The organism is Desulfonatronum parangueonense (assembly GCF_054656975.1).
Genome location: NZ_BAAHXH010000003.1, coordinates 12,480 through 35,645, shown reverse-complemented (window position 1 = coordinate 35,645; position 23,166 = coordinate 12,480). Strand labels below are relative to the sequence as shown.

28 protein-coding genes are annotated in these 23,166 nt (G+C 57.6%); 17 read left to right on the top strand and 11 right to left on the bottom strand.

Going from position 1 to position 23,166, the window contains the following annotated elements:
• Nucleotides 1-108 precede the first annotated feature (108 nt).
• The 10 genes from ACYQ15_RS00660 to ACYQ15_RS00615 all read right to left on the bottom strand — a co-directional run bounded on the left by ACYQ15_RS00660 (nt 109) and on the right by ACYQ15_RS00615 (nt 7,142).
• On the bottom strand, nt 109-771 hold the full coding sequence (locus ACYQ15_RS00660; RefSeq protein WP_459935610.1) for a PTS sugar transporter subunit IIC: 663 nt from the start codon (nt 769-771) through the stop codon (nt 109-111).
• Between the two features lie 37 nt (nt 772-808).
• A complete protein-coding gene (locus tag ACYQ15_RS00655; RefSeq protein ID WP_459935609.1) occupies nt 809-1,282 on the bottom strand; it encodes a PTS sugar transporter subunit IIB in 474 nt (157 codons plus the stop codon).
• Nucleotides 1,283-1,294: 12 nt separating this feature from the next.
• Nucleotides 1,295-1,714 carry a PTS sugar transporter subunit IIA gene (locus tag ACYQ15_RS00650; RefSeq protein WP_459939528.1) on the bottom strand — a complete coding sequence of 140 codons (420 nt, stop codon included), beginning with the start codon at nt 1,712-1,714 and terminating at the stop codon, nt 1,295-1,297.
• Nucleotides 1,715-1,739: 25 nt separating this feature from the next.
• Entirely contained in the window at nt 1,740-2,684 is a 945-nt protein-coding gene (gene rapZ / locus ACYQ15_RS00645; protein ID WP_459935608.1) for an RNase adapter RapZ, read from the bottom strand.
• Nucleotides 2,665-3,114: a PTS sugar transporter subunit IIA gene (locus ACYQ15_RS00640; RefSeq protein WP_459935607.1), complete on the bottom strand. Its 450-nt coding sequence runs from the start codon at nt 3,112-3,114 to the stop codon at nt 2,665-2,667. Before ACYQ15_RS00640 ends, rapZ begins: the two co-directional genes overlap by 20 nt.
• Nucleotides 3,115-3,118: 4 nt before the next feature.
• A complete protein-coding gene (gene hpf / locus ACYQ15_RS00635; RefSeq protein WP_459935606.1) occupies nt 3,119-3,664 on the bottom strand; it encodes a ribosome hibernation-promoting factor, HPF/YfiA family in 546 nt (181 codons plus the stop codon).
• Between the two features lie 131 nt (nt 3,665-3,795).
• Complete coding sequence (rpoN, locus tag ACYQ15_RS00630) at nt 3,796-5,232, bottom strand: RNA polymerase factor sigma-54 (protein WP_459935605.1); 1,437 nt, start codon at nt 5,230-5,232, stop codon at nt 3,796-3,798.
• 66 nt (nt 5,233-5,298) lie between these two features.
• A complete protein-coding gene (gene lptB / locus ACYQ15_RS00625; RefSeq protein ID WP_459935604.1) occupies nt 5,299-6,024 on the bottom strand; it encodes an LPS export ABC transporter ATP-binding protein in 726 nt (241 codons plus the stop codon).
• Complete coding sequence (locus tag ACYQ15_RS00620; protein WP_459935603.1) at nt 6,021-6,539, bottom strand: LptA/OstA family protein; 519 nt, start codon at nt 6,537-6,539, stop codon at nt 6,021-6,023. Before ACYQ15_RS00620 ends, lptB begins: the two co-directional genes overlap by 4 nt.
• Nucleotides 6,540-6,581: 42 nt before the next feature.
• Nucleotides 6,582-7,142, bottom strand: a complete 561-nt coding sequence (locus tag ACYQ15_RS00615) for an LPS export ABC transporter periplasmic protein LptC (protein WP_459935602.1) — start codon at nt 7,140-7,142, stop codon at nt 6,582-6,584.
• 122 nt (nt 7,143-7,264) lie between these two features.
• Between ACYQ15_RS00615 and ACYQ15_RS00610 the strand changes: the two genes are divergently transcribed.
• The 6 genes from ACYQ15_RS00610 to gcvPB all read left to right on the top strand — a co-directional run bounded on the left by ACYQ15_RS00610 (nt 7,265) and on the right by gcvPB (nt 13,044).
• Nucleotides 7,265-7,495, top strand: coding sequence for a hypothetical protein (locus ACYQ15_RS00610; protein WP_459935601.1), 231 nt, complete (start codon nt 7,265-7,267; stop codon nt 7,493-7,495).
• 550 nt (nt 7,496-8,045) lie between these two features.
• The gene (locus ACYQ15_RS00605; protein ID WP_459935600.1) at nt 8,046-8,894 is read left to right on the top strand and encodes a pseudouridine synthase; all 849 of its coding nucleotides are present in this window, start codon (nt 8,046-8,048) and stop codon (nt 8,892-8,894) included.
• Nucleotides 8,891-9,823 carry a phosphoribosyltransferase family protein gene (locus tag ACYQ15_RS00600; protein WP_459935599.1) on the top strand — a complete coding sequence of 311 codons (933 nt, stop codon included), beginning with the start codon at nt 8,891-8,893 and terminating at the stop codon, nt 9,821-9,823. Before ACYQ15_RS00605 ends, ACYQ15_RS00600 begins: the two co-directional genes overlap by 4 nt.
• 60 nt (nt 9,824-9,883) lie before the next feature.
• The gene (gene gcvH / locus ACYQ15_RS00595; RefSeq protein ID WP_459935598.1) at nt 9,884-10,261 is read left to right on the top strand and encodes a glycine cleavage system protein GcvH; all 378 of its coding nucleotides are present in this window, start codon (nt 9,884-9,886) and stop codon (nt 10,259-10,261) included.
• A 3-nt stretch (nt 10,262-10,264) separates the two neighbouring features.
• A complete protein-coding gene (gcvPA, locus tag ACYQ15_RS00590) occupies nt 10,265-11,596 on the top strand; it encodes an aminomethyl-transferring glycine dehydrogenase subunit GcvPA (protein ID WP_459935597.1) in 1,332 nt (443 codons plus the stop codon).
• Nucleotides 11,593-13,044 carry an aminomethyl-transferring glycine dehydrogenase subunit GcvPB gene (gene gcvPB, locus ACYQ15_RS00585; protein ID WP_459935596.1) on the top strand — a complete coding sequence of 484 codons (1,452 nt, stop codon included), beginning with the start codon at nt 11,593-11,595 and terminating at the stop codon, nt 13,042-13,044. Before gcvPA ends, gcvPB begins: the two co-directional genes overlap by 4 nt.
• 538 nt (nt 13,045-13,582) lie before the next feature.
• Here gcvPB and ACYQ15_RS00580 read toward each other — a convergent pair.
• On the bottom strand, nt 13,583-13,717 hold the full coding sequence (locus ACYQ15_RS00580) for a hypothetical protein (protein WP_459935595.1): 135 nt from the start codon (nt 13,715-13,717) through the stop codon (nt 13,583-13,585).
• A 283-nt stretch (nt 13,718-14,000) separates the two neighbouring features.
• On the opposite strand from ACYQ15_RS00580, the gene ACYQ15_RS00575 reads away from it, so the two are divergent.
• The 11 genes from ACYQ15_RS00575 to ACYQ15_RS00525 all read left to right on the top strand — a co-directional run bounded on the left by ACYQ15_RS00575 (nt 14,001) and on the right by ACYQ15_RS00525 (nt 23,114).
• On the top strand, nt 14,001-15,128 hold the full coding sequence (locus tag ACYQ15_RS00575) for an iron ABC transporter substrate-binding protein (protein WP_459935594.1): 1,128 nt from the start codon (nt 14,001-14,003) through the stop codon (nt 15,126-15,128).
• Nucleotides 15,129-15,298: 170 nt separating this feature from the next.
• The gene (locus ACYQ15_RS00570; protein WP_459935593.1) at nt 15,299-15,586 is read left to right on the top strand and encodes a type II toxin-antitoxin system Phd/YefM family antitoxin; all 288 of its coding nucleotides are present in this window, start codon (nt 15,299-15,301) and stop codon (nt 15,584-15,586) included.
• A gap of 73 nt (nt 15,587-15,659) precedes the next feature.
• The gene (locus ACYQ15_RS00565) at nt 15,660-16,019 is read left to right on the top strand and encodes a PIN domain-containing protein (protein WP_459935592.1); all 360 of its coding nucleotides are present in this window, start codon (nt 15,660-15,662) and stop codon (nt 16,017-16,019) included.
• 117 nt (nt 16,020-16,136) lie between these two features.
• Entirely contained in the window at nt 16,137-17,210 is a 1,074-nt protein-coding gene (locus ACYQ15_RS00560) for a FecCD family ABC transporter permease (protein ID WP_459935591.1), read from the top strand.
• On the top strand, nt 17,207-17,962 hold the full coding sequence (locus ACYQ15_RS00555) for an ABC transporter ATP-binding protein (protein WP_459935590.1): 756 nt from the start codon (nt 17,207-17,209) through the stop codon (nt 17,960-17,962). Before ACYQ15_RS00560 ends, ACYQ15_RS00555 begins: the two co-directional genes overlap by 4 nt.
• A 287-nt stretch (nt 17,963-18,249) precedes the next feature.
• Nucleotides 18,250-18,861: an FmdE family protein gene (locus tag ACYQ15_RS00550; protein ID WP_459935589.1), complete on the top strand. Its 612-nt coding sequence runs from the start codon at nt 18,250-18,252 to the stop codon at nt 18,859-18,861.
• Nucleotides 18,862-18,993: 132 nt separating this feature from the next.
• Complete coding sequence (gene trhA, locus ACYQ15_RS00545) at nt 18,994-19,653, top strand: PAQR family membrane homeostasis protein TrhA (RefSeq protein ID WP_459935588.1); 660 nt, start codon at nt 18,994-18,996, stop codon at nt 19,651-19,653.
• A gap of 3 nt (nt 19,654-19,656) precedes the next feature.
• The gene (locus ACYQ15_RS00540; RefSeq protein WP_459935587.1) at nt 19,657-20,262 is read left to right on the top strand and encodes a MarC family protein; all 606 of its coding nucleotides are present in this window, start codon (nt 19,657-19,659) and stop codon (nt 20,260-20,262) included.
• A gap of 324 nt (nt 20,263-20,586) precedes the next feature.
• A complete protein-coding gene (locus ACYQ15_RS00535; RefSeq protein ID WP_459939527.1) occupies nt 20,587-21,387 on the top strand; it encodes an amino acid ABC transporter permease in 801 nt (266 codons plus the stop codon).
• Nucleotides 21,388-21,444: 57 nt separating this feature from the next.
• Nucleotides 21,445-22,284, top strand: a complete 840-nt coding sequence (locus ACYQ15_RS00530) for an amino acid ABC transporter ATP-binding protein (protein ID WP_459935586.1) — start codon at nt 21,445-21,447, stop codon at nt 22,282-22,284.
• The gene (locus ACYQ15_RS00525) at nt 22,281-23,114 is read left to right on the top strand and encodes a transporter substrate-binding domain-containing protein (protein ID WP_459935585.1); all 834 of its coding nucleotides are present in this window, start codon (nt 22,281-22,283) and stop codon (nt 23,112-23,114) included. Before ACYQ15_RS00530 ends, ACYQ15_RS00525 begins: the two co-directional genes overlap by 4 nt.
• Nucleotides 23,115-23,166 lie beyond the last annotated feature (52 nt).

Genomic DNA, 23,166 nt, shown 5'->3' with positions numbered 1-23,166 from the left:
TTGATCACAAGACGGGAACTGATCCGGCCGGCCTTGATCCTGTGTCCGCACATGTCTGTTGATCCGGGATTGTTGAATGCTGACTGTATGGAACAGTTGCTGCATCTATCACATCACGCCGACCCAATAGAACCCGCCGGCCAGGAACACGGCCACGAACAAAATGGCGTAGACCCTGCGCGAACGGAGGGAAAGCAAAGCTCCGATGGTCCCAAGCACCCAGATCAACGGCCATGTAATCGGAAGAACCAGGACACGACCGCGGACATGATGCAAGAGCCAGTCGGTAAGCGGTATGAGCACGACCATGACCAGAACAAAGGCAAGCAGGTTCAGCATGCACAGCGGGAAGAAAGATTTGCCGACAAGACTCGGCATGGGGACGGAATGTTCCCTTCCAGCTCTGGTGGACAGAAGCATGCGCGTGTATTCGACATTCTGACGTCGCCGATGGGCATGCTCCAGCTTGCTGCCCAGAAATGCCATGGGCAGACACAGCAACATCAGCATGAAAACCGCGGGCGGCTGGGTAACTTCAAAAGTGTGGGCGAGGGCCAAAGTCGTGAGCAGGGCAAAGGGCCCATGAGGAGGAATGTATGTTCCGATGGGAAACAGATCCAGAAAAAAGAGTTCAAAAAAGACCGCTGCCGGCAACGCCGTTTCCCAGTGTCCGGTCACGGCGGCCCAGATCATGCCGATCACCAGGGGCCGATCCAGGAACCCGATGTTCAGCCCGAAACGGGCCAGGGAAAAAAGCACAAAAAAAAACACGCAAGTGCGACCCAGGCCAGGGAGTTCAAGTCAAAGCTTACCATGTCGCCTTGACCTGCGTGGAATCATTGGGCACGCAGCGGAAATCAAGCTGAATGCCCCGATTGCAGAAGGACTTGAGGCATCCGATGTCCTCGTTGCTCAAGGCCACATGCGGGCAGAGCTGCTGCTTGCCCGGTGAATAGTGCAGGTTGCCGATGTTGACCGTGGTCAGCGCGAAACCGTTTTGCAGAGCCCGCTGGACGTCTCCGCAGGTGGCGAAAAGGACGAGAATGCCGCCGCGTTGCCGTCTGGACTGACTACACTGATCCAGAAATTTCGCTATCCTCTCCACTGTGGTAAACAGCAATTCCACGTTTGCGGGCACGGCCAACCGGATAATCTCTTGCCGCAAATCGTCCTCGGCCAACTCGTCATTGACCACGACGATGCTCTTCGCTCCCAGATAGGGAACCCAGGCTTCAATGACCTGCCCGTGAACCAATCGATTATCAACTCGCACCCAGTTCATGACGGTACCGAACTATCCTTTGGCCACCTTGCTGCGCAACAGATCTCCGGCCACGACAATGCCCTGGGACCCGGCGGCTTTTGCCTCCTTGGCCAGATCGGCCAGGGGCAGCTTGCGTGAACCCAGCACTCGCAACAGCATGGGCAGATTGACGCCGGTGATCACTTCCAGTTGATGGTCGTTCTTGTTCAGCAGGGAAAGGCTCAGATTTGTCGGCGTTCCTCCGAACATGTCCGTGAGAATGACGACTCCTGGACCATGGTCGGCGCTTTTAACGCTTGCCTTGATCTGCGAGAGGGATTTCTCCACCTCCTTGGTCACATCCACGCTGACGAAATAGCAGTCTTGCTGCGGCCCAAGAATCAATTCCGCTGCCTTGAGCAGGTATGCCCCATACTCGGTATGGGTAACGAGTACGACTCCGATCACCATGTTCTCCAAATGGTTGCGGCTGGGTTCATCCCAGATCCAGGTGGCGATGTTCAATGGTCACGACAAATCCCGTGGCCTGCAAGGAGGCCAAAAGCGCCTGGGATACGGCAACGGATCGATGCCGCCCTCCCGTGCACCCCAGGGCCAACGTCAGACGATAGCGCCCCTCGGCGGCATAAAGAGGCAACAGGTATCGCAAAAAATCATCGAAACGGTCAATGAATGCTTTCCCGGGATCATGCTGCAGCACGTACCGGGCGATGGATTCGTCCAAGCCTGACAGAGGCCGCAACTCCGGATCAAAATACGGATTGGGCAAAAAACGAAGATCAAAGACCAGATCCGCTTCCAGGGGAACGCCGTACTTGAAGCCGAATGAAATGAGGTGGATCCGCATTCCTTCGCCGGTTTCCTTTTCCAGAGGCCACTTTTCCTGGATCACCCGACGCAGATCGTGAATTGAAAAATCCGAAGTGTCCACCACCAGATCAGCATGGCTCCGCAGGCCTCCCAGCATGATCCGTTCCTGAAAAATGGCCTGGTCCAGCCCCATGCCTTGCGCTTCCAGGGGATGGGGCCGCCTTGTGGTGGCGTACCGCCGGATGAGTACCGCGTCCCGGGCCTCCAGAAAGACCAGCTTGAGGCTGATCCCGGCCTGATCCATCTCCTGAACGAAGTTTTCCCATTGCAGCGCAAAATCAGGCAGCCGAACATCCAGCCCCAGAGCCACGCCGGGATAACGATCCAGCTTCATTTTCTCGGCCAGCGTGACCAGTTGCCCGGCCAGTCCGGCCGGAAGACCGTCCACACAATAGAAGCCGAGATCCTCGAATACGTTCAAGACCGTACTTTTACCGGCCCCGGATTGGCCGGTGACCATCACCAGCGAGACATCATGTTTGCCGCGGAGATGTTGTTCAGGCTGTTCCGGCGCCTGTCCAGGTGGTTGCTCAGGCTCTATGGAGTGCATCCCAGAAATGATCCTTGTCTTGGGCTGTGAGGAAGGCGTGCCGAAACTCCTCGTTCTTCAGCAGTCTAGTGATGGAAGCCAGGATGCGCAAATGCATCCCGGCCACATGTTCCGGGGCCAGAACCATGAAAAAAATATGACACGGTTTGTAATCCAGGGCATCGAAGTCAACCCCGGAGGAGCTGCGGCCGATCACGAGCACAATCTGCTCAAGCCCCTCCAGTTTGCCGTGGGGTATGGCGATGCCGTCGCCGATGCCGGTACTGCCCAGGCTCTCACGATCCCGCAAGACCCGGAACGCGGTCTCGGCGTCGAAGCCCGGCCACTTCAAGGCCAGGGCGGAGACCAGCTCCGCCAGGACCTCTGTCTTGTTCCGGGCCTGCAGTTCGGGAAGGAGCAGGTCCTTGCTTAAATATTCCCGGAGGATCATCAGGTTAGATTCCCGGATCAATCAAGCCGAAATCGCCGCTTTTTCGGCGATAGATAACGTTCACGCGCTCAATGTCCGCGTTGAAGAACACCAGGAATTCGTTGCCCAGGGTTTCGAGCTGCATGGCTGCTTCGTCCACGGACATGGGCTTGGGCTCGAAATTGTCCGTTTCCGTGATGGTCTGTTCACGCTTTCCGGTTTCGTTCTGGGTGAAGGAGATCACATCCACCCTGGCGGATTGGCCTTTCTGGCCGCGGCGGTGGTCCTTGCTCTTCTCCTTGATCTTGCGAACCTGGGCCTCCAGCTTGTCCAGAACCAGATCAATGGTGGAATACATGTCTTCGCTCTCGCTGGTCGCGGAGAAATGCATGTCCTTGCCCGTCAATATGACCTCCGCCATGTGGCGGTATTTTTCCACCGAAAGATTCACCGCGATCTCACCATCATCGTCCGGGCGCAAATATCGGTTGATTTTATCAAAACGTTCACGTGCATACCCTTTGAGGTGATTCGACGGCTCAAAATTCTTAAACGTGAATGTGATTTCCATGCAGACACCTCCAGGTAAAGGGTTCAAGGTTGACTATGTGGACAAGGCGCAATGGGATTTTGCCAAGGTGTTGATGGAGCTTCTCGTTTCAGTGCGACAAGGCCGGAATTCGACTTCGGGACCATTTCGGATCAAAAAATCGATTTCCGTTTGGACGACGAGTCGATGTTCAGTGCCATACGATACTTGGCAACGGTTCGGCGGGCAATGTTCACCCCCAGGGACTTTTTCAGCAGCTGGGAGATCAACTCATCGCTCAGCGGCCGTTTAGGGTCCTCCTCGGATATCAGTTTCTTGATTTCCGCCTTGACGCTTTCCGAGCCGGCCTCGCTGCCGTCATCCATTCCCAATGCGCTGTTGAAGAAAAATTTCAATTCAAAAATGCCGTGCGGCGTGTTCATGTACTTGTTCGTGGTAATCCGGCTCACCGTGGATTCGTGCATGCTGATGTCCAAAGCCACGTCCTTCAGAATCATCGGCTTCAGATGAGTCACGCCGTGACGGAAAAATTCCAACTGAAACCGGACAATGCTTTCCGCGACCTTGTACAGGGTCCGCTGGCGCTGATACAGACTTTTCATCAGCCAGTGAGCGGAACGCACTTTCTCCTGGATGTACTCTTTGGCCCCCTTCCCATGGATGGCCATGTCCTTGGCATAGGCCTCATTGATCATCAAGCCCGGTATTTCGTCCTCGTTCAGGACCACGATAAAATCTTCGCCTTGTTGATGCACATACACATCCGGGCTGGTAAACTGCGGATCATCGTTGTTGAAGCTCTTCCCGGGCATGGGATCAAGCCGTTGAATGCATTCCAGGTACTCCCTGATCTCATCCATGGTCAGCTTGAACTTCTTGGCCAGAGGCTTGTAGCGGCGCTTTTCCAGTTCCTCCATGTGATCCTTGACGAGAGAAACCAGCACGGGATCATCCAGCCCCAATTCCTCCATCTGAACCATCAGGCATTCCCGCAGGCTTCGGGCGCACACTCCGACAGGATCCAACCGTTGCATGATCCGGAGCACCTTTTCAGCTTCCTCGACACTGCACTCCGCCATTGCCGCAATCTCTTCAATGGGCTCGCACAGGTATCCCACTGAATCAAGATTGCCAAGGATCACGTTGCTGATGTCGAGCTCACTTTGCGACAATGCCGAAAGCCGCAATTGCCAGGAGAGATGGCCGATCAAGGTCGACTTGCCCGCCAGCCTGGCTTCAAAACTCATTCCTTCTTCAGGAACTTCCCAGTCCCTGCCTTGCATCTGTCGGCTGACACTGGAAAATTCCCCAAGATAGTCCTGCCATTCCGGGTCATGCAGTTGTCGTGGCTCTTCAACATTGACGGATTGAAAACGCTCCTCGGCAGAATCTTTCTTCTCCACCTCCATGACGGCCTCGTCGAGGCTTTCCGGAACAATCTCCAAAACCGGATTTTCCAACAACTCCTGTTGAATGCTTTCAACCAGTTCCATCCGGGAAAGCTGAAGCAACTTGATGGCCTGTTGCAGCTGGGGTGTCATCACCAGTTGCTGCGTCAGCTTCAGCTGCTGGCGTAATTCAAGAGCCATGCCCTACCCTCGATGTTGAATGCATTTGAGCAGGGAAATCTTGCGTGCACAAGGCAAAACGCGTGATCATAGACAAAAATCCTCACCAAGATATACTTTTCGAGCACTTGAATCCGCAACGATTTCCTCCGGCGAGCCCTCGAAAATGGCTTTCCCTTCGAAAACAATGGAGGCTCTGTTGCAAATTTTCAAAGTCTCACGGACATTGTGATCTGAGATCAGCACCCCAATGCCCCGTTCCTTAAGCGATGTCACGATGACCTGAATATCATCCACCGCAAGTGGATCAATACCCGCAAATGGTTCATCCAACAACATGAATTTTGGATTGCGGATCAGGGCGCGGGCAATCTCCAGTCTTCGACGTTCCCCGCCGGACAAGTGCATGGCCTTCTGATCCGCCAGTTTGGAGATCCCAAGTTCTTCCATCAGGGCTTCGGCTTTCTTGTGCTGCATGGAGCGGGAAAAATCAGTGTACTCCAGAATGATCTGCAGGTTTTGCAGGACAGTCAATTTTTTGAAAACCGAGCTTTCCTGGGGCAGGTAGCTCAACCCCAGCCGGGCCCGCTCATGCAGCGGACACGTCGTAATTTGCTGCCCGTCCAGTTGGACGGATCCGCCCGAAGGTTTGATCACTCCGACCAGCATGTAAAACGTGGTGGTTTTGCCCGCGCCGTTGGGCCCCAGCAGCCCGACGATTTCTCCCTGTTGCACACGAACCGTGATTCCGCGGACCACCTCTTTCTGGCCGAAGGCTTTCCGCAGATCCTTGCCGATCAGAATCGAACTCATTGCCCCCCCTGCTCGCGGGGCAGCATGAACACGCCCTCCACTCTCCGATCCTTGCGTCCCTGCACGTCTACCTCTTTTTCCTGGACGTTGAGCGTGATTACATTGCCTTCCAGCTTGGTACCCCCGTCTTCCACAATGGCATTGCCCTCCAGACGCAGCACCCCCAGGTCAACCCAATAGGTAGCCATATCCCCGTGACCGATCCGTTCTTCATGCTTCAAAAAAACCTTGCCCAGGGCGATCATTTTCTCAATATCCACCTGGGCTTCCATGTCCTGTTCCGCGGACACGTCTTCCGGACGATCCTCCCGGGGCAGGGTGCGCAAAAAAATCAGCAGCCGTTCCGAGCGAAGTTGAAAATTCGGCCTGTCCACATGGACGTTGCCGATGAACTCAATCTGGTGATCATGGTGATCATAGCGCAAACGCTCAGCTGTGATCCGGGTGGGCACGGCCTCCTCGTCATCCGCCCTGCTCCATGTGGCGAAGGCCATGACCGCGACAAGGCACAACAATACCGATTTCCAAGCCACGTTCAATGGGCGACGAACAGCCACTTACAACCCTTTGGCAAAATTGTTTTTGGCAATGATAACCTCCACGCCGCCTTCGGCATTGACCACCCAGGTGGTCAGATCGACATCCCCTTTTTCGGAACGCAATTGCAATCCTTGCCGGTCCAGAAGGATGTCTCCGGACAAAAAGATGGTGTCGTCCACCTGAACAAATATGGCTTCCCGGGAATTGAGATAGGTTGGCCCGTATTCCATATGCACTCCGGACCAGAGCCGGATATCACTGGAGGCTTGATCCACCTCGCCCAGGGGCGCGTTCACGATGACCGGAACATCCTTGCCCACCAGATTTTTGGTGATGTATGGAGAATTCAGCAGAACCACCTGCTGTCCCTGGTCATAGGAGGCCGAATGCGCCTTCAAGGTCCAAAGCATGCGCCCCTGCTGTCCCAATCGCATTTCCACGCCGCTCATGCTCACATCCACGTCCACATCCTCAGCCATGGGACCGATGGTTCGCCGCTCCTGTTCCGAGTTCCTGGAAAAAACGAAAAAAAACACAACCAGCAGGCAGACAATCCCAATAAGTATTTTTCGATGCATGGATCCTCCAACTTGGATCAGATCGTTTATCTATAAATTTGAGACGCGTGCACGGTCAAAGCCCGGTCCTCAGAGCAAGCTTGGCGTTGCAACGTTGGGCAAGAAAAAACTGAGTACAATAATTGCAAGATAAAATCGAGTACCGCGGTAACTTGCGCAATTACGAGCAATTGATGCCTCGCCGCCAAATCGGCGTTTCAGGCCGTCATGAAGGGATCGAAGTTTTTTTTGAACCGAATGCGTTCCAACGCCTTTTTTTCGGCTCCATTGAAACTGCCTATAGCCACGTCTGGATAAACGGTCAAATGAATGCCTTGCCCGCTGCAGGACAAAATCCGTATTCACTGCAATAATCGCAATCGCAATCGAAATCGAAATCGAAATCGGAAAATCATACACCACCCGTAACTATTCAGCATAAGTTTTTACTCCGATAATCGGTATCGGGGTCGGTATCGGAATCGGTATCGAAAACATTATATTGCCCTTACACATGGCTCGCTTCGATACCGACCCCGACTCCGACCCCGATACCGGTGTCAAACTCGGCAACAGCACGAGTTTGCTGAATAGTTACCACCACCCGTAACTATTCAGCACATACTCTGTGGTCATTCGCCAGAGCTGGATTCCGGCTTTCGCCGGAATGACGTATCATACCACCTCTTTTCCAAGTTAAGTCATACCAGTGAAGGCCGGAATCCAGTCTAATTTCTCGGATGAGCTGAGTAGTTACCACCACCCCATGATTACGCCGTCTTCATGATATGATGTCCGATTTCGATTTCGATTTCGATTGCGATTTCAATTTCAATGAGGTTGAGGTTGCAACACTTGGATCGAATAGCGCGTGAGCATCGAGAACAAGTTCAGCCCTGATTCCCGCTTGGGCAGGCCGTCACCTTGACCCCGCTGCCGCCGTCGCCCTATTATCAGGGAGTGATACATACTGAATCAGACCAGACATTACGCCTGAACAAGGTCTTGGCGCAATCCGGACTTTGTTCACGCCGGACAGCGGACGAATTGATTATTGCAGGAGCCGTCATGGTCAACGGCGAGGTGACGAGAACTCCCGGAATTCGCATTGATCCCAGCCGGGACCGCGTTCGGGTTCACGGCAAGGACATCCCACTGATCCCGAGAGAACAACGCGAACTCCTGTATCTGGCCATGCACAAGCCCCCCGACGTGGTAACCACGGCCCACGACCCCCAGGGCCGTAAAACCGTCATGGATCTTCTTTCCCCTGAAATCCGCCGCTGGCGACCATTTCCCGTGGGCCGCCTGGACCGGCTTTCCGAAGGTTTGCTCCTGCTGACCACGGACGGCGAAATTACCCTGCGCATGACCCACCCACGCTGGGAGCATCCCAAAACATATCATGTCCGGGTCCGTGGGCATGTAACGCGAGCGAAGCTCGAGACCATGCGCGGCGGAATGCGGCTTGCCGAGGGGGAGCGGCTCGCCCCTGTGGATGTCCGCGTCATCGGCAATGACGGAAAGTCATATCGCCGAAACGGCCATCATTCCGAGGGAGGCGTGATTCTGGAAATGACCCTGCGCCAGGGCGTGAACCGGCAAATACGGCGAATGTGCCGCGATCTTCGCCTGCATGTCCTGCATCTGCGACGGTTGAGCCAGGGTCCCATCCAGCTTGGCGATTTGCCCAGCGGCGCATGCCGGTCCTTGACTGCATCCGAAATCAACGCCCTGCTCGCCTCCCTCGACTTGAACAGGAGATCCGCATGATCCATCTTTTCTTCTGCCCGCAAATGACGGAAACCGCCCTGCGCATCCATACGGCCCATCCCAAAGACATCACCCTCGGGCGGATCGACTGGTCCTACTTCCAGGACGGCTTTCCCAACCTGCGGATCGAAAACGCTCCCAATCTCCGCAACCGCGACGTGGCCTTTCTCGGAACCCTGACCACCCCCGGAGAGATGTTCGCCCAACTGGCCGTGCTTTTCGAATTGCCTCGATATGCCGTCCGCTCCTTCAAGCTGATCCTGCCCTACTTTCCCACGGGGACCATGGAGCGGGTCGAGGAAGAAGGCCAGATCGCCACCGCCGCCACTTTGGCCCGGCTGCTCTCGGACATTCCCCTGTCCATGTCCGGACCGGCCCAGATCGTTATCTACGACATCCACGCCCTGCAGGAACGATTCTATTTTTCGGACAGCGTCATTCCCCGGCTGGAAACCGCCGTGCACCTGCTCAAGGAGGAGATCCAGAGCCTGCCCGACGTGTCCATTGCCTTTCCGGATGAAGGCGCCTGGAAACGCTTCGGACGGCTCTTCTCTGATTTTCCGCAGATTGTCTGTCTCAAGGCCCGGCAGGGAGATCGCCGGGGCGTTCTGATCAAGGAAGGCGATCCCCGGGACCGGCACGTCCTCATCGTGGACGACCTGATCATGTCCGGCGGAACCCTGATCGAGTGCAAGAACGTTCTTCTGGAAAAGGGCGCGAACTGCGTCAGCGCCTTTGCAACCCACGGAGTTTTTCCCGACAGGGCTTGGCTGCGTCTGGAAAATGAGGGTTTTCAAACCATCTGGATCACGGACTCCTGCCCCGCCCAAGCCGAGGCCGTCTACAGCCGGTCTCCGTTCCAGGTCATATCCCTGGCTCGGGATATTGCCAGAATCCTGCTTGAACCGTTATCACCGCCCAGCGATTGAGCGTGCTGATCACGCCTGCTTTCCAGACACAATCTTCCATGTCCACCCAAGGAGACAAACATGATCCCCGACGACCTGCTGTATGCCGCATCGCATGAATGGGCCCGCATCGAAGGCCAGGAAGCGCTGGTCGGAATCACGGACTTCGCCCAGTGCCAACTCGGCGACATCACCTTCATCGAACTGCCCACGGTGGGCGATACCGTTGTTCAAGGCCGGGAAATGGGCAGCATCGAATCAGTCAAGGCGGCAAGCGAATTAAACAGTCCGGTTACCGGAACGGTACTCGAAGTGAATGAAGAACTGGACGGCGCACCGGAAAAAATCAACCGGGACCCGTACGGCGTCGGCTGGATGATCCGCGTCAAGCTCTCCGAGCAGCCGCAAGGCCTGCTGACTCCCGAGCAATATAAAGCCCTGGCCGAATGCCGCGAGTAGACCATGCCCTACATTCCTCACACCCCGGATGAACAGCGTAGAATGCTGGATGTGATCGGCGCGGCCGGCATGGGCGACCTGTTCGCGGAAATTCCCGAGACGCTCCGCCCCCAAAGCTTCGACATTCCCGAAGGCCTTGGCGAACATGAGGTGCTGAGCCGACTGGAAGCCTTGGCGAACAAGAACAATACTCAGCTGATCAGCTTTCTGGGCGCCGGTTTCTACGATCACGCCATTCCCGCGGCCGTGGATTTTCTGACCTCCCGCGGTGAATTTGCCACGGCATACACCCCCTACCAGCCTGAAGCTTCCCAGGGGTCCCTGCAGGCCATTTTCGAGTACCAGACGGCCATTGCCCGGCTACTGGAGATGGATTTCGCCAACGCATCCGTCTACGACGGCGGCACGGCCCTCTATGAAGCCATGATGATGGCCGTGCGCCAGACCAAACGCCGCCGGATCGTGGTGGATGAATGCGTCAACCCCATCTACCGGCGCATGCTGGACTGCTACACCTCAAACCTGTCCCTGGAGATGATCCTGGTGCCGCACCAGGAAGGCTCGTCCGACATGCAGGCCCTTTCCGCGGCCGTTGACGAAAACACCGCCGGAGTCATTGTCCAGAATCCGAACTTTTTCGGGGTCATTCAGGACTTTACCGACCTGTTTTCCCACGTCCGGAACCACGGCGCCTTGAACATCATTTCCGTCTATCCCCTGATGCAGGCGATCCTGAAGACTCCGGGCGCCATGGGCGCGGACATTGCCACTGCCGAAGGCCAGAGCCTGGGATTGCCGCTGAGCTTCGGCGGGCCCTACCTGGGCATGATGACCTGCTCCAAGGCCTTGATCCGCCAGATGCCCGGACGAATCGTGGGCCGCACCACCGATGCCGATGGGCGAACCGGGTACGTCCTGACATTGCAGGCCCGGGAGCAGCATATTCGCCGCCAGAAAGCCACCTCCAACATCTGTTCCAACCAGGCTCTGTGCGCCATGCGGGCCATCGTCTATCTCTGCCTGATGGGCCCCAGGGGCTTGGCCAACACGGCGACCCACTGCACCGAACTCGCCCATTACGCCGCAAGGAGGCTGCTCAAACTTCCGGGAACACGAATGCTCAGCCCGGCGCCCTTTGCCAATGAATTCGCTCTGGTTCTGCCAATCCCAGCCTACCACGTCATTGACCGGCTGACCCGGCGCGGGTTTCTGCCCGGTTTTCCTCTGGGCCGCTACTATCCCGGCCTGGAAAACGTACTGCTTGTGGCCTGCACGGAAAAAAACACCCGCGAAGACATCGGCATTCTCAAGGAACTGCTGGGAGGCGCATTATGAAAACGATATTCGATCAGTCCGTCTCCGGGCGACCCGGCGTGGGAATGCGCGAGTTAAAAAAGGACCTGACCGGCCTGATTCCCCGGGAGTTGGCCAGAACCGGTCCGCTCTGCCTGCCCCAAGTCGGAGAGTTGGACGTGGTGCGCCATTTTACCCGCCTTTCCCGGCTGAACTTCGGAGTGGACAGCCATTTCTATCCCCTGGGCTCGTGCACCATGAAATACAATCCCAAGTTCATGGAGCAGGCAGCGGCCCTGCCCGGCTTCAGCCGCCTGCATCCCCTCGTGCCCCAGTTCCGGGGCGCGGGCCACTTCGCCCAGGGCGCGCTGGAAGTGATCTTCGAAACCGAACGCCTGCTCAGTGAAATTACAGGCATGGCCGGTTTCACCGTGCATCCCATGGCCGGCTCCCACGGCGAACTGACCGGCGCCATGATCATCGCCGCCTACCACAAGGACAAGGGACGCAAGCGATCCAAGGTCATCGTGCCGGATTCGGCCCACGGAACCAATCCGGCATCCGCGGCCATCGCCGGCTTCGACGTGATCAGCCTGGAGTCCAGGGACGGCATCGTCGATCCGGTCGCCCTGGAAGCGGCTCTGGACGAGGACGTGGCTGCGGTGATGATGACCTGCCCCAACACCCTGGGCCTGTTTGAACAGCACCTGCCCCGGATCGTTGAACTGGTCCGGTCCGTGGACGCCCTGCTCTACTACGACGGCGCGAACCTGAACGCCATTCTCGGAAAAATGCGCGTGGGCGACGCCGGTTTCGACGTGGTCCATCTGAACCTGCACAAGACCTTCGGCACGCCGCATGGCGGCGGAGGACCGGGATCCGGTCCGGTGGGGGTCAGCGAGCGGCTGGTGGATTTCCTGCCCATATCTCGGGTGGTCAAACTGGAAGACGGCCAGTTTTTTCTGGACTACGACTACCCGAAATCCATCGGCTATGTGGCCCCGTTTTACGGGAACTTCGGCGTCTACCTGAAGGCCTATGCCTACATCCTGCGCCTGGGCCGCGAGGGTCTGATCCGGGTTTCCGAAAACGCCGTTCTTGCGGCGAATTATCTCCGCAAACGCCTGGAAGATCACCTGGAAATCCCCTTCAACCGGATCTGCATGCACGAATTCGTGGCCTCGGCCGTGCGACAGGCCGCCAAAGGCGTCCGGGCGGTGGATATTGCCAAAGCCCTGCTGGACAAGGGTCACCATGCGCCCACGGTCTATTTTCCCCTCATCGTCAAGGAAGCGTTGATGTTCGAGCCCACGGAAACCGAATCTCTGGACACCCTGGACCAGTTCGTGGACGACCTGATCGAAATCCTGGAGAAGGCCGAACAGGACCCCGCCTCCATCCAGTCCGCTCCCAGCCAGACTGCCGTGAGCCGCCTGGATGAAGTCAAGGCCGCGCGTAACCTGGAACTGACGGATCACTGCGGGCTCTAATCTCTTCGCTGTCCAAAAAATAGCCGTGAGATCCCGGACGGGATCTCACGGCCCCTGATCGACTTGTCGCGCTGGATCGCCAAGATTCTCAGCCAGCCCTGAAATTACTCCGCAACTGGTCACTGCTCAAAAAAATGTGGCAATGAGCGGGTTGAATCCAGGGAGCGCCGCACCCCAGTGCGGCAACGGTGTAACGCACTCAGGACAAAGTTCCGGCTGGAGCATGGCCCTGTAGCTGAATCATGAAACTCAATCCCGGAGACACTCCTTGCACGTTAAACCTCATCGTTCGACCTTTTTGAGCAGTTACCGCAACTGCTCAAAACTTGCGGCAATCAATGAGGATAAATCCAGGGAGCGCCGCACCCCAGTGCGGCCAGCGGTGTAACGCACTCAGTACCAGGTTCCGGCTGGAGCGTGGCCCAGCAGCTGGTTACAAAGCTTCACTCAGGGTGGGATCACCTTGCTCGCGTAACCGCAACGCCCGCCCTTTTTGAGCAGTTACATCACTCCTTCACCCTGTATATGATCGCCGAGATCACCGCCCCTTGCGGGTCCTGCAGCACGCAGAAACACCCGACTTCAAGATATTCGTCAACGATACGACCTCCACATCCGTGGTCAGCAGCACGTTCCAGCTGAACGCGCCGTGGATTTCATACCTGTTGCCCATTAACCACTCCTTTGTGCTTGGTTTCCGTTTCATGATCCGCCTGCCTCGCAACAGGCAGAGTAGCACGCACACCTACCAAAAATAGCACGATTCACGTTTTTATAATTTTGTGTTGTAAAAAAACTTGGAAACGTATACACTAGTATCAACAAATTACTGCCAAGGCTCCAGCACCAAGGATCTGTCAGTCAGATCAACAGCCCAGATTCGTGATTTGTAACTACTCAGCAACTTGTGACAAACCCGGAGTGTTCTATCTGGGTACAAGCGGGGAGAATTCAACATGCGACACGTTTCGTCACGCCTTTCACTCATTCTGGCTTTTTTCCTGTTCATTTGCATGACCAGTTCCACATCTGCCTCTGCCCAAGACCGGCAGATCAAGGACATCCTGGACCGGAAAGTGTCCATTCCGGATCAGGTGGACCGGGTGATCTGTTCCGGTTCCGGGTGTCTGCGCCTGCTGGTTTACCTGCAAGGTCAGGACCGGATTGTGGGTGTTGACAGCGCGGAAAAGGGCGGCCTGCCCTCTTCGGTGGAAGCCCGCCCCTATGCCGTTGCCCATCCCCGACTCGGCGAACATCCCTTGTTCGGAGAGTTCCGTGGCCACGACAGTCCGGAATTGATCGCGGCACTGGATCCCGGGCCCCAGGTGATCCTCAAGGCCAATGCCCCTCGGGACGGCGGCATTGACTCGCTCCAGGCCAAGACCGGCATCCCGGTCGTGGGACTGGGGTACGGGAACCTGACCAGCCAAAGAGCCAATCTCGACCAGACCCTGCGGATCATGGGCCAGGTCCTGGGTCTGGAGGAACGGGCCGAAGCCGTGATCGCCTACTTCGACTCCCTGGAGGCGGATCTGCGGCAAAGGGCCGCGGCGGTTTCCAAGGACAAGCGGCCCAGCGTCTATATCGGCGGCCTGGCCCACCGCGGCGGCCACGGATTCGCGTCCACCGAACCATCCTATGCGCCTTTCGCGTTCCTGAACGTGCGCAACGTGGCCGGTGAACTCGCCGGGAACAAGGAAACCGCCGCCCACGCCGTGGTCGCCAAGGAACAGCTTCTGCTCTGGGATCCGGAGATCGTGTTCCTGGACATCTCCACGACCCGGCTCCAGGCGGAAGCCAACGGCCTGGAGGAACTGCGCACCGACAGGGCGTATCAGGCCTTGAGCGCCGTCCGGAACAACAACGTTTTCGGCGTGTTCCCCTACAATTCCTACACCACGAACTACGAATCCGTGCTCGCCAATGCCTATTACATCGGCACGGTCATCTACCCGGAACAGTTCGCGGACATCGACCCCATGGCCAAGGCCGAGGAGATCAGCACCTTCCTCAACGGCGGCCCGGCCTTCGGACAGATCAACGCCGACTTCAACAACCTGGGGTTCAGCCGGATTGAGTTATAAGATCAAAATGTTTCGACTCACCTGGGATTGGATGGATTCACATACTCTCTCCCTTCGTGCTCTTCGTGCCCTTCGTGGTAAAATAAGGTGCAGAATTCTGAACCATTGACCACCACCTCCGCAACGGCTACGTTTTTGTACAAATCAGTGCACCAAATGTGGAGTTTCGCATGAAAATCATCAGTGATCGTGAATTCAGAAATAATCCCGGCAAGTTCCGCAAAGAACTTGAACAAGGTGATGTCGTCCTCGCGAACCGAGGCAAACCATATGCGGTCATGCTTCCCGTGCCGGATATTGAAAATTTGGATGAAGTTTTGGAATTGGCCTCCAGGATCAAGGCGCAAATGGCCTTGTCCAGCGTCAGGAACAAGGCGGCGCTCAGTGGAATGGACCAGATCAGTGTGGCGGAAATCAATGCGGAAATCGCGGAAGTTCGCAAGGAAAGGCGCAGGTAGGGATGCTTGCGGTTGTGGACACAAACGTTAGGTATTAGGCCTGCTCACCCTGCACGCAATACCGGCCAGAATCGTGGATATGATCTATACCGGCCGTATCCATTGCCTGCATGATGATCGCATCCTGGACGAATACAGGCGTGTCTTGGCGCGGCCGAAATTTGCTCAAATCATTTCCGCCCAGGAGAAGGAAGACCTGTTGGCCTATTTGATACGCAACGGTCAGAAAGTTCTTTCCGGACCGCTCAAAGGACTCAGTGCATCGGTTCCAGATCCCGATGATCTGCCTTTTGCCGAGGTTGCCGTTACCGGAAAGGCTGCATGTTTATTAACCGGAAATACAGTCCATTTCCATTTCCTCAGCATGCCTCCCTGGGAAATTGCGGTTCTCTCTCCTCGTGAAGCCTATGACAGGCTTTGCCAGGAAGCTTGACCCGCCATTACTTGCGCATGATTCTCACATTCGCCTCGAATCTGCCCCATATTCCAACATTGATTTAGTTCCGAACATACTACCACCTGACCCTTCATCCTGATTACGTCTCCCTCCATGACTCACTTCGATTACGGCCAGCCGCCGTCGGAATACAACGCCTACATCGGCCGCAAAATCCTGTTCCTGTTCCTGCTGACCCTGCTGACCGGCATGCTGCTGATTACGGCTGTTTCCCTGGGCGCGGTGCGCATTCCAGCGTGGGAAGTGATTCTGGCGTTTTTCGGCCTGGGCGAGGACGCCCGGTTTTCCATCATCATCCGCAACATCCGCCTGCCCCATGCCCTGGCCGCCCTGCTCGCCGGAGCCGGGCTGGCCGCGGCCGGGGCGGCCATGCAATCCATTCTGCGCAATCCCCTGGGTTCGCCTTTCACCCTGGGCATCTCCCAGGCCGGGGCCTTCGGCGCGGCCTTTGCCGTGATGCTCCTGGGCACCGGAACCATGCAAAGCACCCATGTAGGGGCTGTGAGCATCGCCAACCCCTACATGACCACCATCTGCGCCTTCATCGCCTGCATGGCCGCGTCCCTGGTGATCATCGCCATTGCCCGGCTACGGGGGGCCAGCCCGGAAGTGATGGTCCTCAGCGGAGTGGCCCTGGGATCGCTTTTCTCCGCCGGAACCATGTTTTTGCAGTATTTTGCCGACGACGTGCAGCTGGCTGCCATGGTCTTCTGGACCTTCGGCGACGTGGGCCGGGCCGGTTGGCCGGAAGTGGGCTTCATGGCCGTGGTGGTGGCGGTCGCCCTGCTCTTCTTCATCCTGAACCGCTGGAACTACAATGCCATTGACGCCGGAGACGAAACAGCCAGGGGCCTGGGCGTGCGCGTGGAGCTGGTCAGGGTGATCGGCATGCTGGTCGCCTCCCTGGTCACGGCGGTGATCGTCTCCTTTCTGGGCATCATCGGCTTCGTGGGGCTGGTCTGCCCGCACATCGTGCGCCGGATCATCGGCGACGACCATCGCTTTCTGCTGCCCGCCTCGGCCTTGACCGGCGCCTGCCTGCTCCTGGCCGCGGACACCGCGGCCCGTTTGATGCTCGCCCCCCGGGTCCTGCCCGTTTCCATCCTCACGGCCTTTCTCGGCGCGCCCACCTTCCTCTACCTGCTGATTCGGGGGCGCAATCGATGATCCTGGACGTACGCGACATCCGCATCGGCTACAACGGCCGTCTGGTCCTACAAGGCCTGGACTTTGCCGTGGACCGCGGCCAGGTGCTGACCATTCTCGGCCCCAACGGCGTGGGCAAGACCACACTGTTGCGCTGCATCAACGCCATGCTCAAACCCAAGTCCGGGGCCGTGCTCGTGGAAAACGCCGACGTCTTCCGGATGCGCGCCGGGGACATTGCCAAGCGCCTGGGATACGTGGCCCAGCGCAACGAGGCCGGACGCATGACCGCCTTCGACGCCGTGCTTCTGGGCCGCAAGCCGCACCTGCGCTGGAAGGTGACCGAAGCGGATTTGCGCAAGGTGGACGCCGCCCTGAAACAGCTCGGCCTGGAGCATCTGGCCCTGCGCCATATCAACGAGATGAGCGGCGGCGAGCTGCAGAAGGTCTGCATCGCCCGGGCCCTGGTCCAGGAGCCCTCGGTGCTCCTCCTGGACGAGCCCACCAGCAGCCTTGATCTCAAGAATCAATTGGAAATCCTGCGCACCATCAGCCATGTGGTCCATGAACACCAGTTGGCAGCGGTGATGACCATGCACGACCTGAACATGGCCTTCCGCTTTTCGGACGCCTTCGTGTTCATCAAGGAGGGCAAGGTCTTTTGCTGCGGCAAGAACGAGGAACTCACCCCGGACATGATCCGGGAAGTCTATGGCGTCCCCGTGGACATCCTGCGGCATCAGGGACAGACCGTGGTCGTTCCTTGCGGGTGAAGTTTCGAGATCTCGTGGACACAGGACAGGCACAGGGAGCCTGCTCTTACGGAATAATCATTATCTGGCTCATTACGATAATCCATTAGGACTACGGTGAAACCTCGATTTCCCTACGAAAAATGGCCAGCACGGTCTACGGCTTCCTGGGAACGCGAGGCTCTGCACTCGCAGTTCTTGAAGAGCGGGTACGGAGCCCCGCGTTCCCGGGTTTACTTTGGATACGAGCATATCAGGTACGTCGAAAAGAATTCGCTGTAGAAAGTTAACCAAAAAGGCGGCATGACATGAACTGCACCCTGACCAAAGAACAAATCGACAGGGCCATAACCTTTCACGGCCATGAGTGCCCGGGACTGTGGATCGGCCTGCGGGCCGCGGAGCTTTGCCTGCGCGAACTGGGCCACAACGACGACAATCCCGTCACCGCCGTGGTGGAAACGGACATGTGCGGCGTGGATGGCATCCAGGTGCTCACCGGATGCACCTTGGGCAAGGGCAACCTGATCCACAAGGACCTGGGCAAGACGGCCTTCTCCTTTTATCGAGCCTCGGACGGCAAGGCCTTGCGGGCTGTTTTTCAAAGACAGGCCATGGGGCCGGAAAGCGGCGAACTGCGTGAATTGATGAAGAAAGTCTTTTCCGGGTCAGCCACCGAAGAGGAACAGAACAGGGCCAAGGAACTCAAGGCGAATGCCCGTCGGCGCATTTTTGAAGCTCCCCTGGAGGATCTCTTCACCGTGGCCGAGCCGACCCTACCCGCGCCCCGCCCGGCCAAGATCCTGGACAGCCTGAACTGCTTTGCCTGCGGCGAATCCACCATGGAATCCCGCACCCGCCGCTTTGCCGGGCAAAATTACTGCATTCCCTGCTTTGCAGCCGTGGAGCAAAAAGTGTAGGATCTGTTCCTGAGAGCCTGAGAGTCTGAGAGCATTGATTCCGCATGAACGGGTTGCTCATCGTCAACCACTGAATCAACCACTGAACTTTCCCGCCGAAAACGTCCATAACCAGATCTACGAGAGGAACCTATGGTCGCCTTGGACATTTCCGGAAGATACACCCTGCGTGAAGAGATCGCCAACAGCATCACTCATGGCCTTGGAGTCTTGTTGTCCATTGCCGGGCTGGCCGTCCTGACCGGACTGGCCAGCCGCTACGGCGATGTCTGGCATATTGTGAGCTGCAGCATTTTCGGCTCCACCCTGATCCTGCTGTACACCGCATCCACCCTGTACCACGGCATCCCCCATCCCGGCGCGAAAAGGATCCTGCGCATCGTGGACCACTGCGCCATTTTCCTGCTTATCGCCGGAACCTATACCCCCTTCACCCTGGTCAACCTGCGCGGTCCCTGGGGATGGTCCCTCTTCGGAGCGATCTGGGGCCTTGCCCTGCTGGGCATCATTCTTCAGTTGACGCCCTGGCGCCGCTTTCGAGTGCTGTCCGTGCTGCTTTACGTGGGCATGGGCTGGGCCGTGGTCGTGGCCACCAAGCCGCTGCTCAACGCCGTTCATCCCCACGGCCTGCTCCTGCTGGCCCTGGGCGGCCTGGCCTATACCGGCGGCATCGTCTTCTACGCCTGGCGCAGGCTGCCCCACCACCATGCCATCTGGCATCTGTTCGTCCTGACCGGCAGCGTGCTGCATTTCTTCGCCGTGCTGCTCTACGTCATCCCCATCAGCGCCTGATCCATGGCCGAACAATTCAATCTCTTTCTGAGCGTGTACATCATGCTCTTCTTCCTGCTCACGCCCTTTTTCGTGCTCTCCGCCTTTTTGTCCATGACCAAGGAAATGGGCATTCCTGCTCGCAGGCGGCTGGCCCGGCGGGTCACCCTGGCCGTGACCATTACCGGATGCATTCTCTCCGTTGCCGGCAACGCCATCTTCAATGTGTTCGGCATCACCCTGGACGCCTTCCGCATCGGCGCCGGCGCCCTGCTCTTTCTCTCCGCCGTGTCCCTGGTCCGGGGCACCAGGGTCGAGCCGACCCAGGAAGCGGACGGCGACATCAGCGTGGTTCCCCTGGCCATCCCCATCACCATCGGCCCGGCCACGGTGGGCGCCCTGCTGGTCATCGGCGCAGGAGCCGAGAACCTGACAGAACGGGCCATCAGCATTGTCGCCTTCATCTGCGCCAGCCTTTCCGTAGGTTTGATGCTCATGACCGCCAACACCATCGAACGAGTCGTGGGGCGGCTGGGACTGACCATCCTCTCCAAGATCACCGGCCTGATCCTCTCCGCCCTCTCCGCCCAGATCATCTTCACTGGAATCAGGGGCATGTTGGAGTTGTAAACGTTACATTTTTGCGTTGATTTGACTTTCCGGGACACGAAACTTATCCAAAAGTATCATGTCCTGTCGTACCAGCCTGTTCTGCATCATAGCGTTCTATCATCCCACGCGACTGCCTGCCCCTTCAGAGGTCTTTTTCGGACCCGGCGGCTGTCGCAGCGATGCAACTCGATCCCGCGGCGACGCTTCCCCGGCGACGTCGATTTCACATGACCATCAATCGACACCTTTCGCTTCACCAAACTCTCCTTCCGATCCTCCAACCAGCCTGAATACATTCCCTTACGCCACTGCACCGGCTTGTGAGGTCGCTCTGTGACCTCCATGGCCCTCCGGCCCATCCGCTTCGCAGTGAACCATTATCGGGACTTCCTGCTCTACGCCCTGCTCATGGGCGCCCTGGCCTGGTTCATTGCCAGCGGAGAGCAGAGCATGGGATACCAGTGGAAATGGTATCGCATGTCCCGGTATCTGCTGCAGATCACCGAGGACGGCTGGATCATCGGGCCGCTGTTCCAAGGGCTGATCGTCACGTTCAAGATTTCCGGCCTGAGCCTGATTCTGGCATTGTTTTTCGGTCTCACCGCGGCACTTTTACGCCTCTCGGACTCATTCACGGCCAGGCTCGTGGCCAAGGGTTATGTCGAATTCATCCGTAACACCCCGTTGCTGACCCAGATTTTTTTCATCTACTACGTCATCGGTCCGGTCCTGGGCCTGAACGCCTTCGGATCCGCCGTTCTGGCCCTGTCGCTCTTCGAAGGCGCCTATGCCTCGGAAATCTTCCGGGCCGGAATCGTTTCCATTCACAAGGGGCAGTGGGAGGCATCCTATAGCCTGGGTCTTTCCCAGTGGGACACCTACCGCAAGATAATCTTTCCCCAGGCCATCAGGCGGATTCTGCCGCCATTAACCGGCGTCGGCGTCACGCTGATCAAGGATTCCTCCCTGGCCAGCACCATCGCCATTTACGAACTGACCCAGCAGGGCAACATTGTGGCCTCGGACACCTTCATGGTCTTCGAGGTCTGGTTCACCGTGGCGGCCATCTATCTGGCCATCACCTTTCCCCTGTCCATGGCCGTGGCCGAACTGGGCAAACGCATGCGTTCCAGAGAGCAGTAACGCAAAGTAAAGATAATCGGCACATGCTTCAATCGATCGTGAAAGTTGGGCAAGACCATGCAAAAACGCACCAAAGGATCAATCACTCCGAACAATAAGGCCATTGGAGCGGAGATCATTATCGTCCAGGACATCGTCAAAACCTATCCCGGCGGCTTCCGAGCCTTGGACCATGTCTCCTTCACCGTCCGTCAGGGCGAGGTGGTGGTGGTCATTGGTCCTTCGGGCTCCGGAAAATCCACCTTGCTGCGCTGCCTGAACGGTCTGGAGGATGTGGACTCCGGATCGATCACCATCGACGAGGTCCCCCTGGACGACACACCCCGGAACCGGCTGACCATCCGGACCGAGGTGGGCATGGTCTTCCAGTCCTTCAACCTTTTTCCGCACATGACCGTGCTGCAAAACGTGAATCTGGCCCAGATCCAGGTTCGGAAAAAATCCCGAAAGGATGCCGAAGCAACCACCTACGGCCTGCTGGAACGGGTCGGCCTGACGGACAAAGCCCATGAATATCCGGCCCGGCTTTCCGGCGGGCAGCAGCAACGGGTGGCCATCGCCCGGGCCCTGGCCATGCACCCCAAGGTCATGCTCTTTGATGAAGCCACGAGCGCACTGGATCCGGAGACCATCGGCGAAGTCCTGGAGGTCATGAAGGGCCTGGCTTTCGACGGCATGACCATGGTCGTTGTAACCCACGAGATGGGTTTTGCCCGCGAAGCCGGAGACCGGATTGTATTCATGGAAAACGGCCAGATTTTGGAAGAGGCCGCGACGCAAGACTTTTTCAGCCGTCCACGCCAGGACCGGACCCGCGCCTTTCTCAGCCAGATTCTGTGCGGCCCTGTCCCTGGTATTGAAGATTCAACCCCAACCTCAAAGGAGAACAACAAATGAAAAATTGCCGCAACCTGCTGCGTACGGCTCTGTTGGCCGCCCTGCTCCTCTGCCTCGCCGTCACGGCCCAGGCCCGGAACGTGAGTCAGGAACTGACCCGCGAAAGCGCCCTGACCCGGATCATGGAACGCGGCGCCCTCCGCGTGGGCTTCGACACCTTCGTGCCATGGGCCATGCAGGACAAGACCGGCGAATTCATCGGCTTCGAGATCGATGTGGCCAGACGTTTTGCCGAGGATCTGGGCGTACGCATCGAACTCGTGCCCACGGCCTGGAGAGGAATCATTCCGGCCTTGATGACCGGCAAATTCGACCTGCTCATCGGCGGCATGAGCATCCGTGCCGACCGCGCCCAGCAGGTCTACTTCAGCATGCCCTACTACTACACCGGTCAGTCCCTGGTCGCCCACCGGGAAAAAGCCGCAGGCTTCACCACCCTGGAGGACTTCAACAACTCCGACGTGATCATCGTCGCCCGTACCGGCACCACGGCCCAGCGCGCCGCGGAAACGCTCTTCCCGAATGCCCAGCGCAAGTACTTTGAAAAGGAACCCCAGGCCGTCCAGGAACTGCTCATGGGCCGGGCCCATGCCCTGATCGGCAATGCTCCCCTGCCTTCCCAGGAAGCCATCAAGAACCCGGAGCGGCTCTTCCAGCCCATCACCGAAAACCTGACCCGCGAGCCCGTGGGCATCGCCATGCGCAAGGGCGACCCGGACATGCTCAACTACGTCAACAGCTGGATCTTCCAGATCACCGGCGAAGGCTGGATCCAGGAACGCTACACCTACTGGTTCGAAACCATGGACTGGAGGGACCAGATCGAATAACCCCCAACCCCAAACCCTACAAAATCCACGAACCCTACAAACCCCACAAACC

Bases quoted from the DNA above. Each gene is read 5' to 3' on its own strand.
- ACYQ15_RS00570 (WP_459935593.1), top strand. From the start codon at position 15,299: ATGAAAATCATCAGTGATCGTGAATTCAGAAATAATCCCGGCAAGTTC.
- ACYQ15_RS00655 (WP_459935609.1), bottom strand. From the start codon at position 1,282: ATGAACTGGGTGCGAGTTGATAATCGATTGGTTCACGGGCAGGTCATT.
- rapZ (WP_459935608.1), bottom strand. From the start codon at position 2,684: ATGCACTCCATAGAGCCTGAGCAACCACCTGGACAGGCGCCGGAACAG.
- ACYQ15_RS00550 (WP_459935589.1), top strand. From the start codon at position 18,250: ATGAACTGCACCCTGACCAAAGAACAAATCGACAGGGCCATAACCTTT.
- ACYQ15_RS00525 (WP_459935585.1), top strand. From the start codon at position 22,281: ATGAAAAATTGCCGCAACCTGCTGCGTACGGCTCTGTTGGCCGCCCTG.
- ACYQ15_RS00530 (WP_459935586.1), top strand. From the start codon at position 21,445: ATGCAAAAACGCACCAAAGGATCAATCACTCCGAACAATAAGGCCATT.
- gcvPA (WP_459935597.1), top strand. From the start codon at position 10,265: ATGCCCTACATTCCTCACACCCCGGATGAACAGCGTAGAATGCTGGAT.
- gcvPB (WP_459935596.1), top strand. From the start codon at position 11,593: ATGAAAACGATATTCGATCAGTCCGTCTCCGGGCGACCCGGCGTGGGA.
- ACYQ15_RS00640 (WP_459935607.1), bottom strand. From the start codon at position 3,114: ATGATCCTCCGGGAATATTTAAGCAAGGACCTGCTCCTTCCCGAACTG.
- hpf (WP_459935606.1), bottom strand. From the start codon at position 3,664: ATGGAAATCACATTCACGTTTAAGAATTTTGAGCCGTCGAATCACCTC.
- ACYQ15_RS00615 (WP_459935602.1), bottom strand. From the start codon at position 7,142: ATGCATCGAAAAATACTTATTGGGATTGTCTGCCTGCTGGTTGTGTTT.
- ACYQ15_RS00560 (WP_459935591.1), top strand. From the start codon at position 16,137: ATGACTCACTTCGATTACGGCCAGCCGCCGTCGGAATACAACGCCTAC.
- ACYQ15_RS00575 (WP_459935594.1), top strand. From the start codon at position 14,001: ATGCGACACGTTTCGTCACGCCTTTCACTCATTCTGGCTTTTTTCCTG.
- ACYQ15_RS00580 (WP_459935595.1), bottom strand. From the start codon at position 13,717: ATGGGCAACAGGTATGAAATCCACGGCGCGTTCAGCTGGAACGTGCTG.
- ACYQ15_RS00555 (WP_459935590.1), top strand. From the start codon at position 17,207: ATGATCCTGGACGTACGCGACATCCGCATCGGCTACAACGGCCGTCTG.
- ACYQ15_RS00535 (WP_459939527.1), top strand. From the start codon at position 20,587: ATGGCCCTCCGGCCCATCCGCTTCGCAGTGAACCATTATCGGGACTTC.
- trhA (WP_459935588.1), top strand. From the start codon at position 18,994: ATGGTCGCCTTGGACATTTCCGGAAGATACACCCTGCGTGAAGAGATC.
- ACYQ15_RS00650 (WP_459939528.1), bottom strand. From the start codon at position 1,714: ATGGTGATCGGAGTCGTACTCGTTACCCATACCGAGTATGGGGCATAC.
- gcvH (WP_459935598.1), top strand. From the start codon at position 9,884: ATGATCCCCGACGACCTGCTGTATGCCGCATCGCATGAATGGGCCCGC.
- ACYQ15_RS00600 (WP_459935599.1), top strand. From the start codon at position 8,891: ATGATCCATCTTTTCTTCTGCCCGCAAATGACGGAAACCGCCCTGCGC.
- rpoN (WP_459935605.1), bottom strand. From the start codon at position 5,232: ATGGCTCTTGAATTACGCCAGCAGCTGAAGCTGACGCAGCAACTGGTG.
- ACYQ15_RS00540 (WP_459935587.1), top strand. From the start codon at position 19,657: ATGGCCGAACAATTCAATCTCTTTCTGAGCGTGTACATCATGCTCTTC.
- lptB (WP_459935604.1), bottom strand. From the start codon at position 6,024: ATGAGTTCGATTCTGATCGGCAAGGATCTGCGGAAAGCCTTCGGCCAG.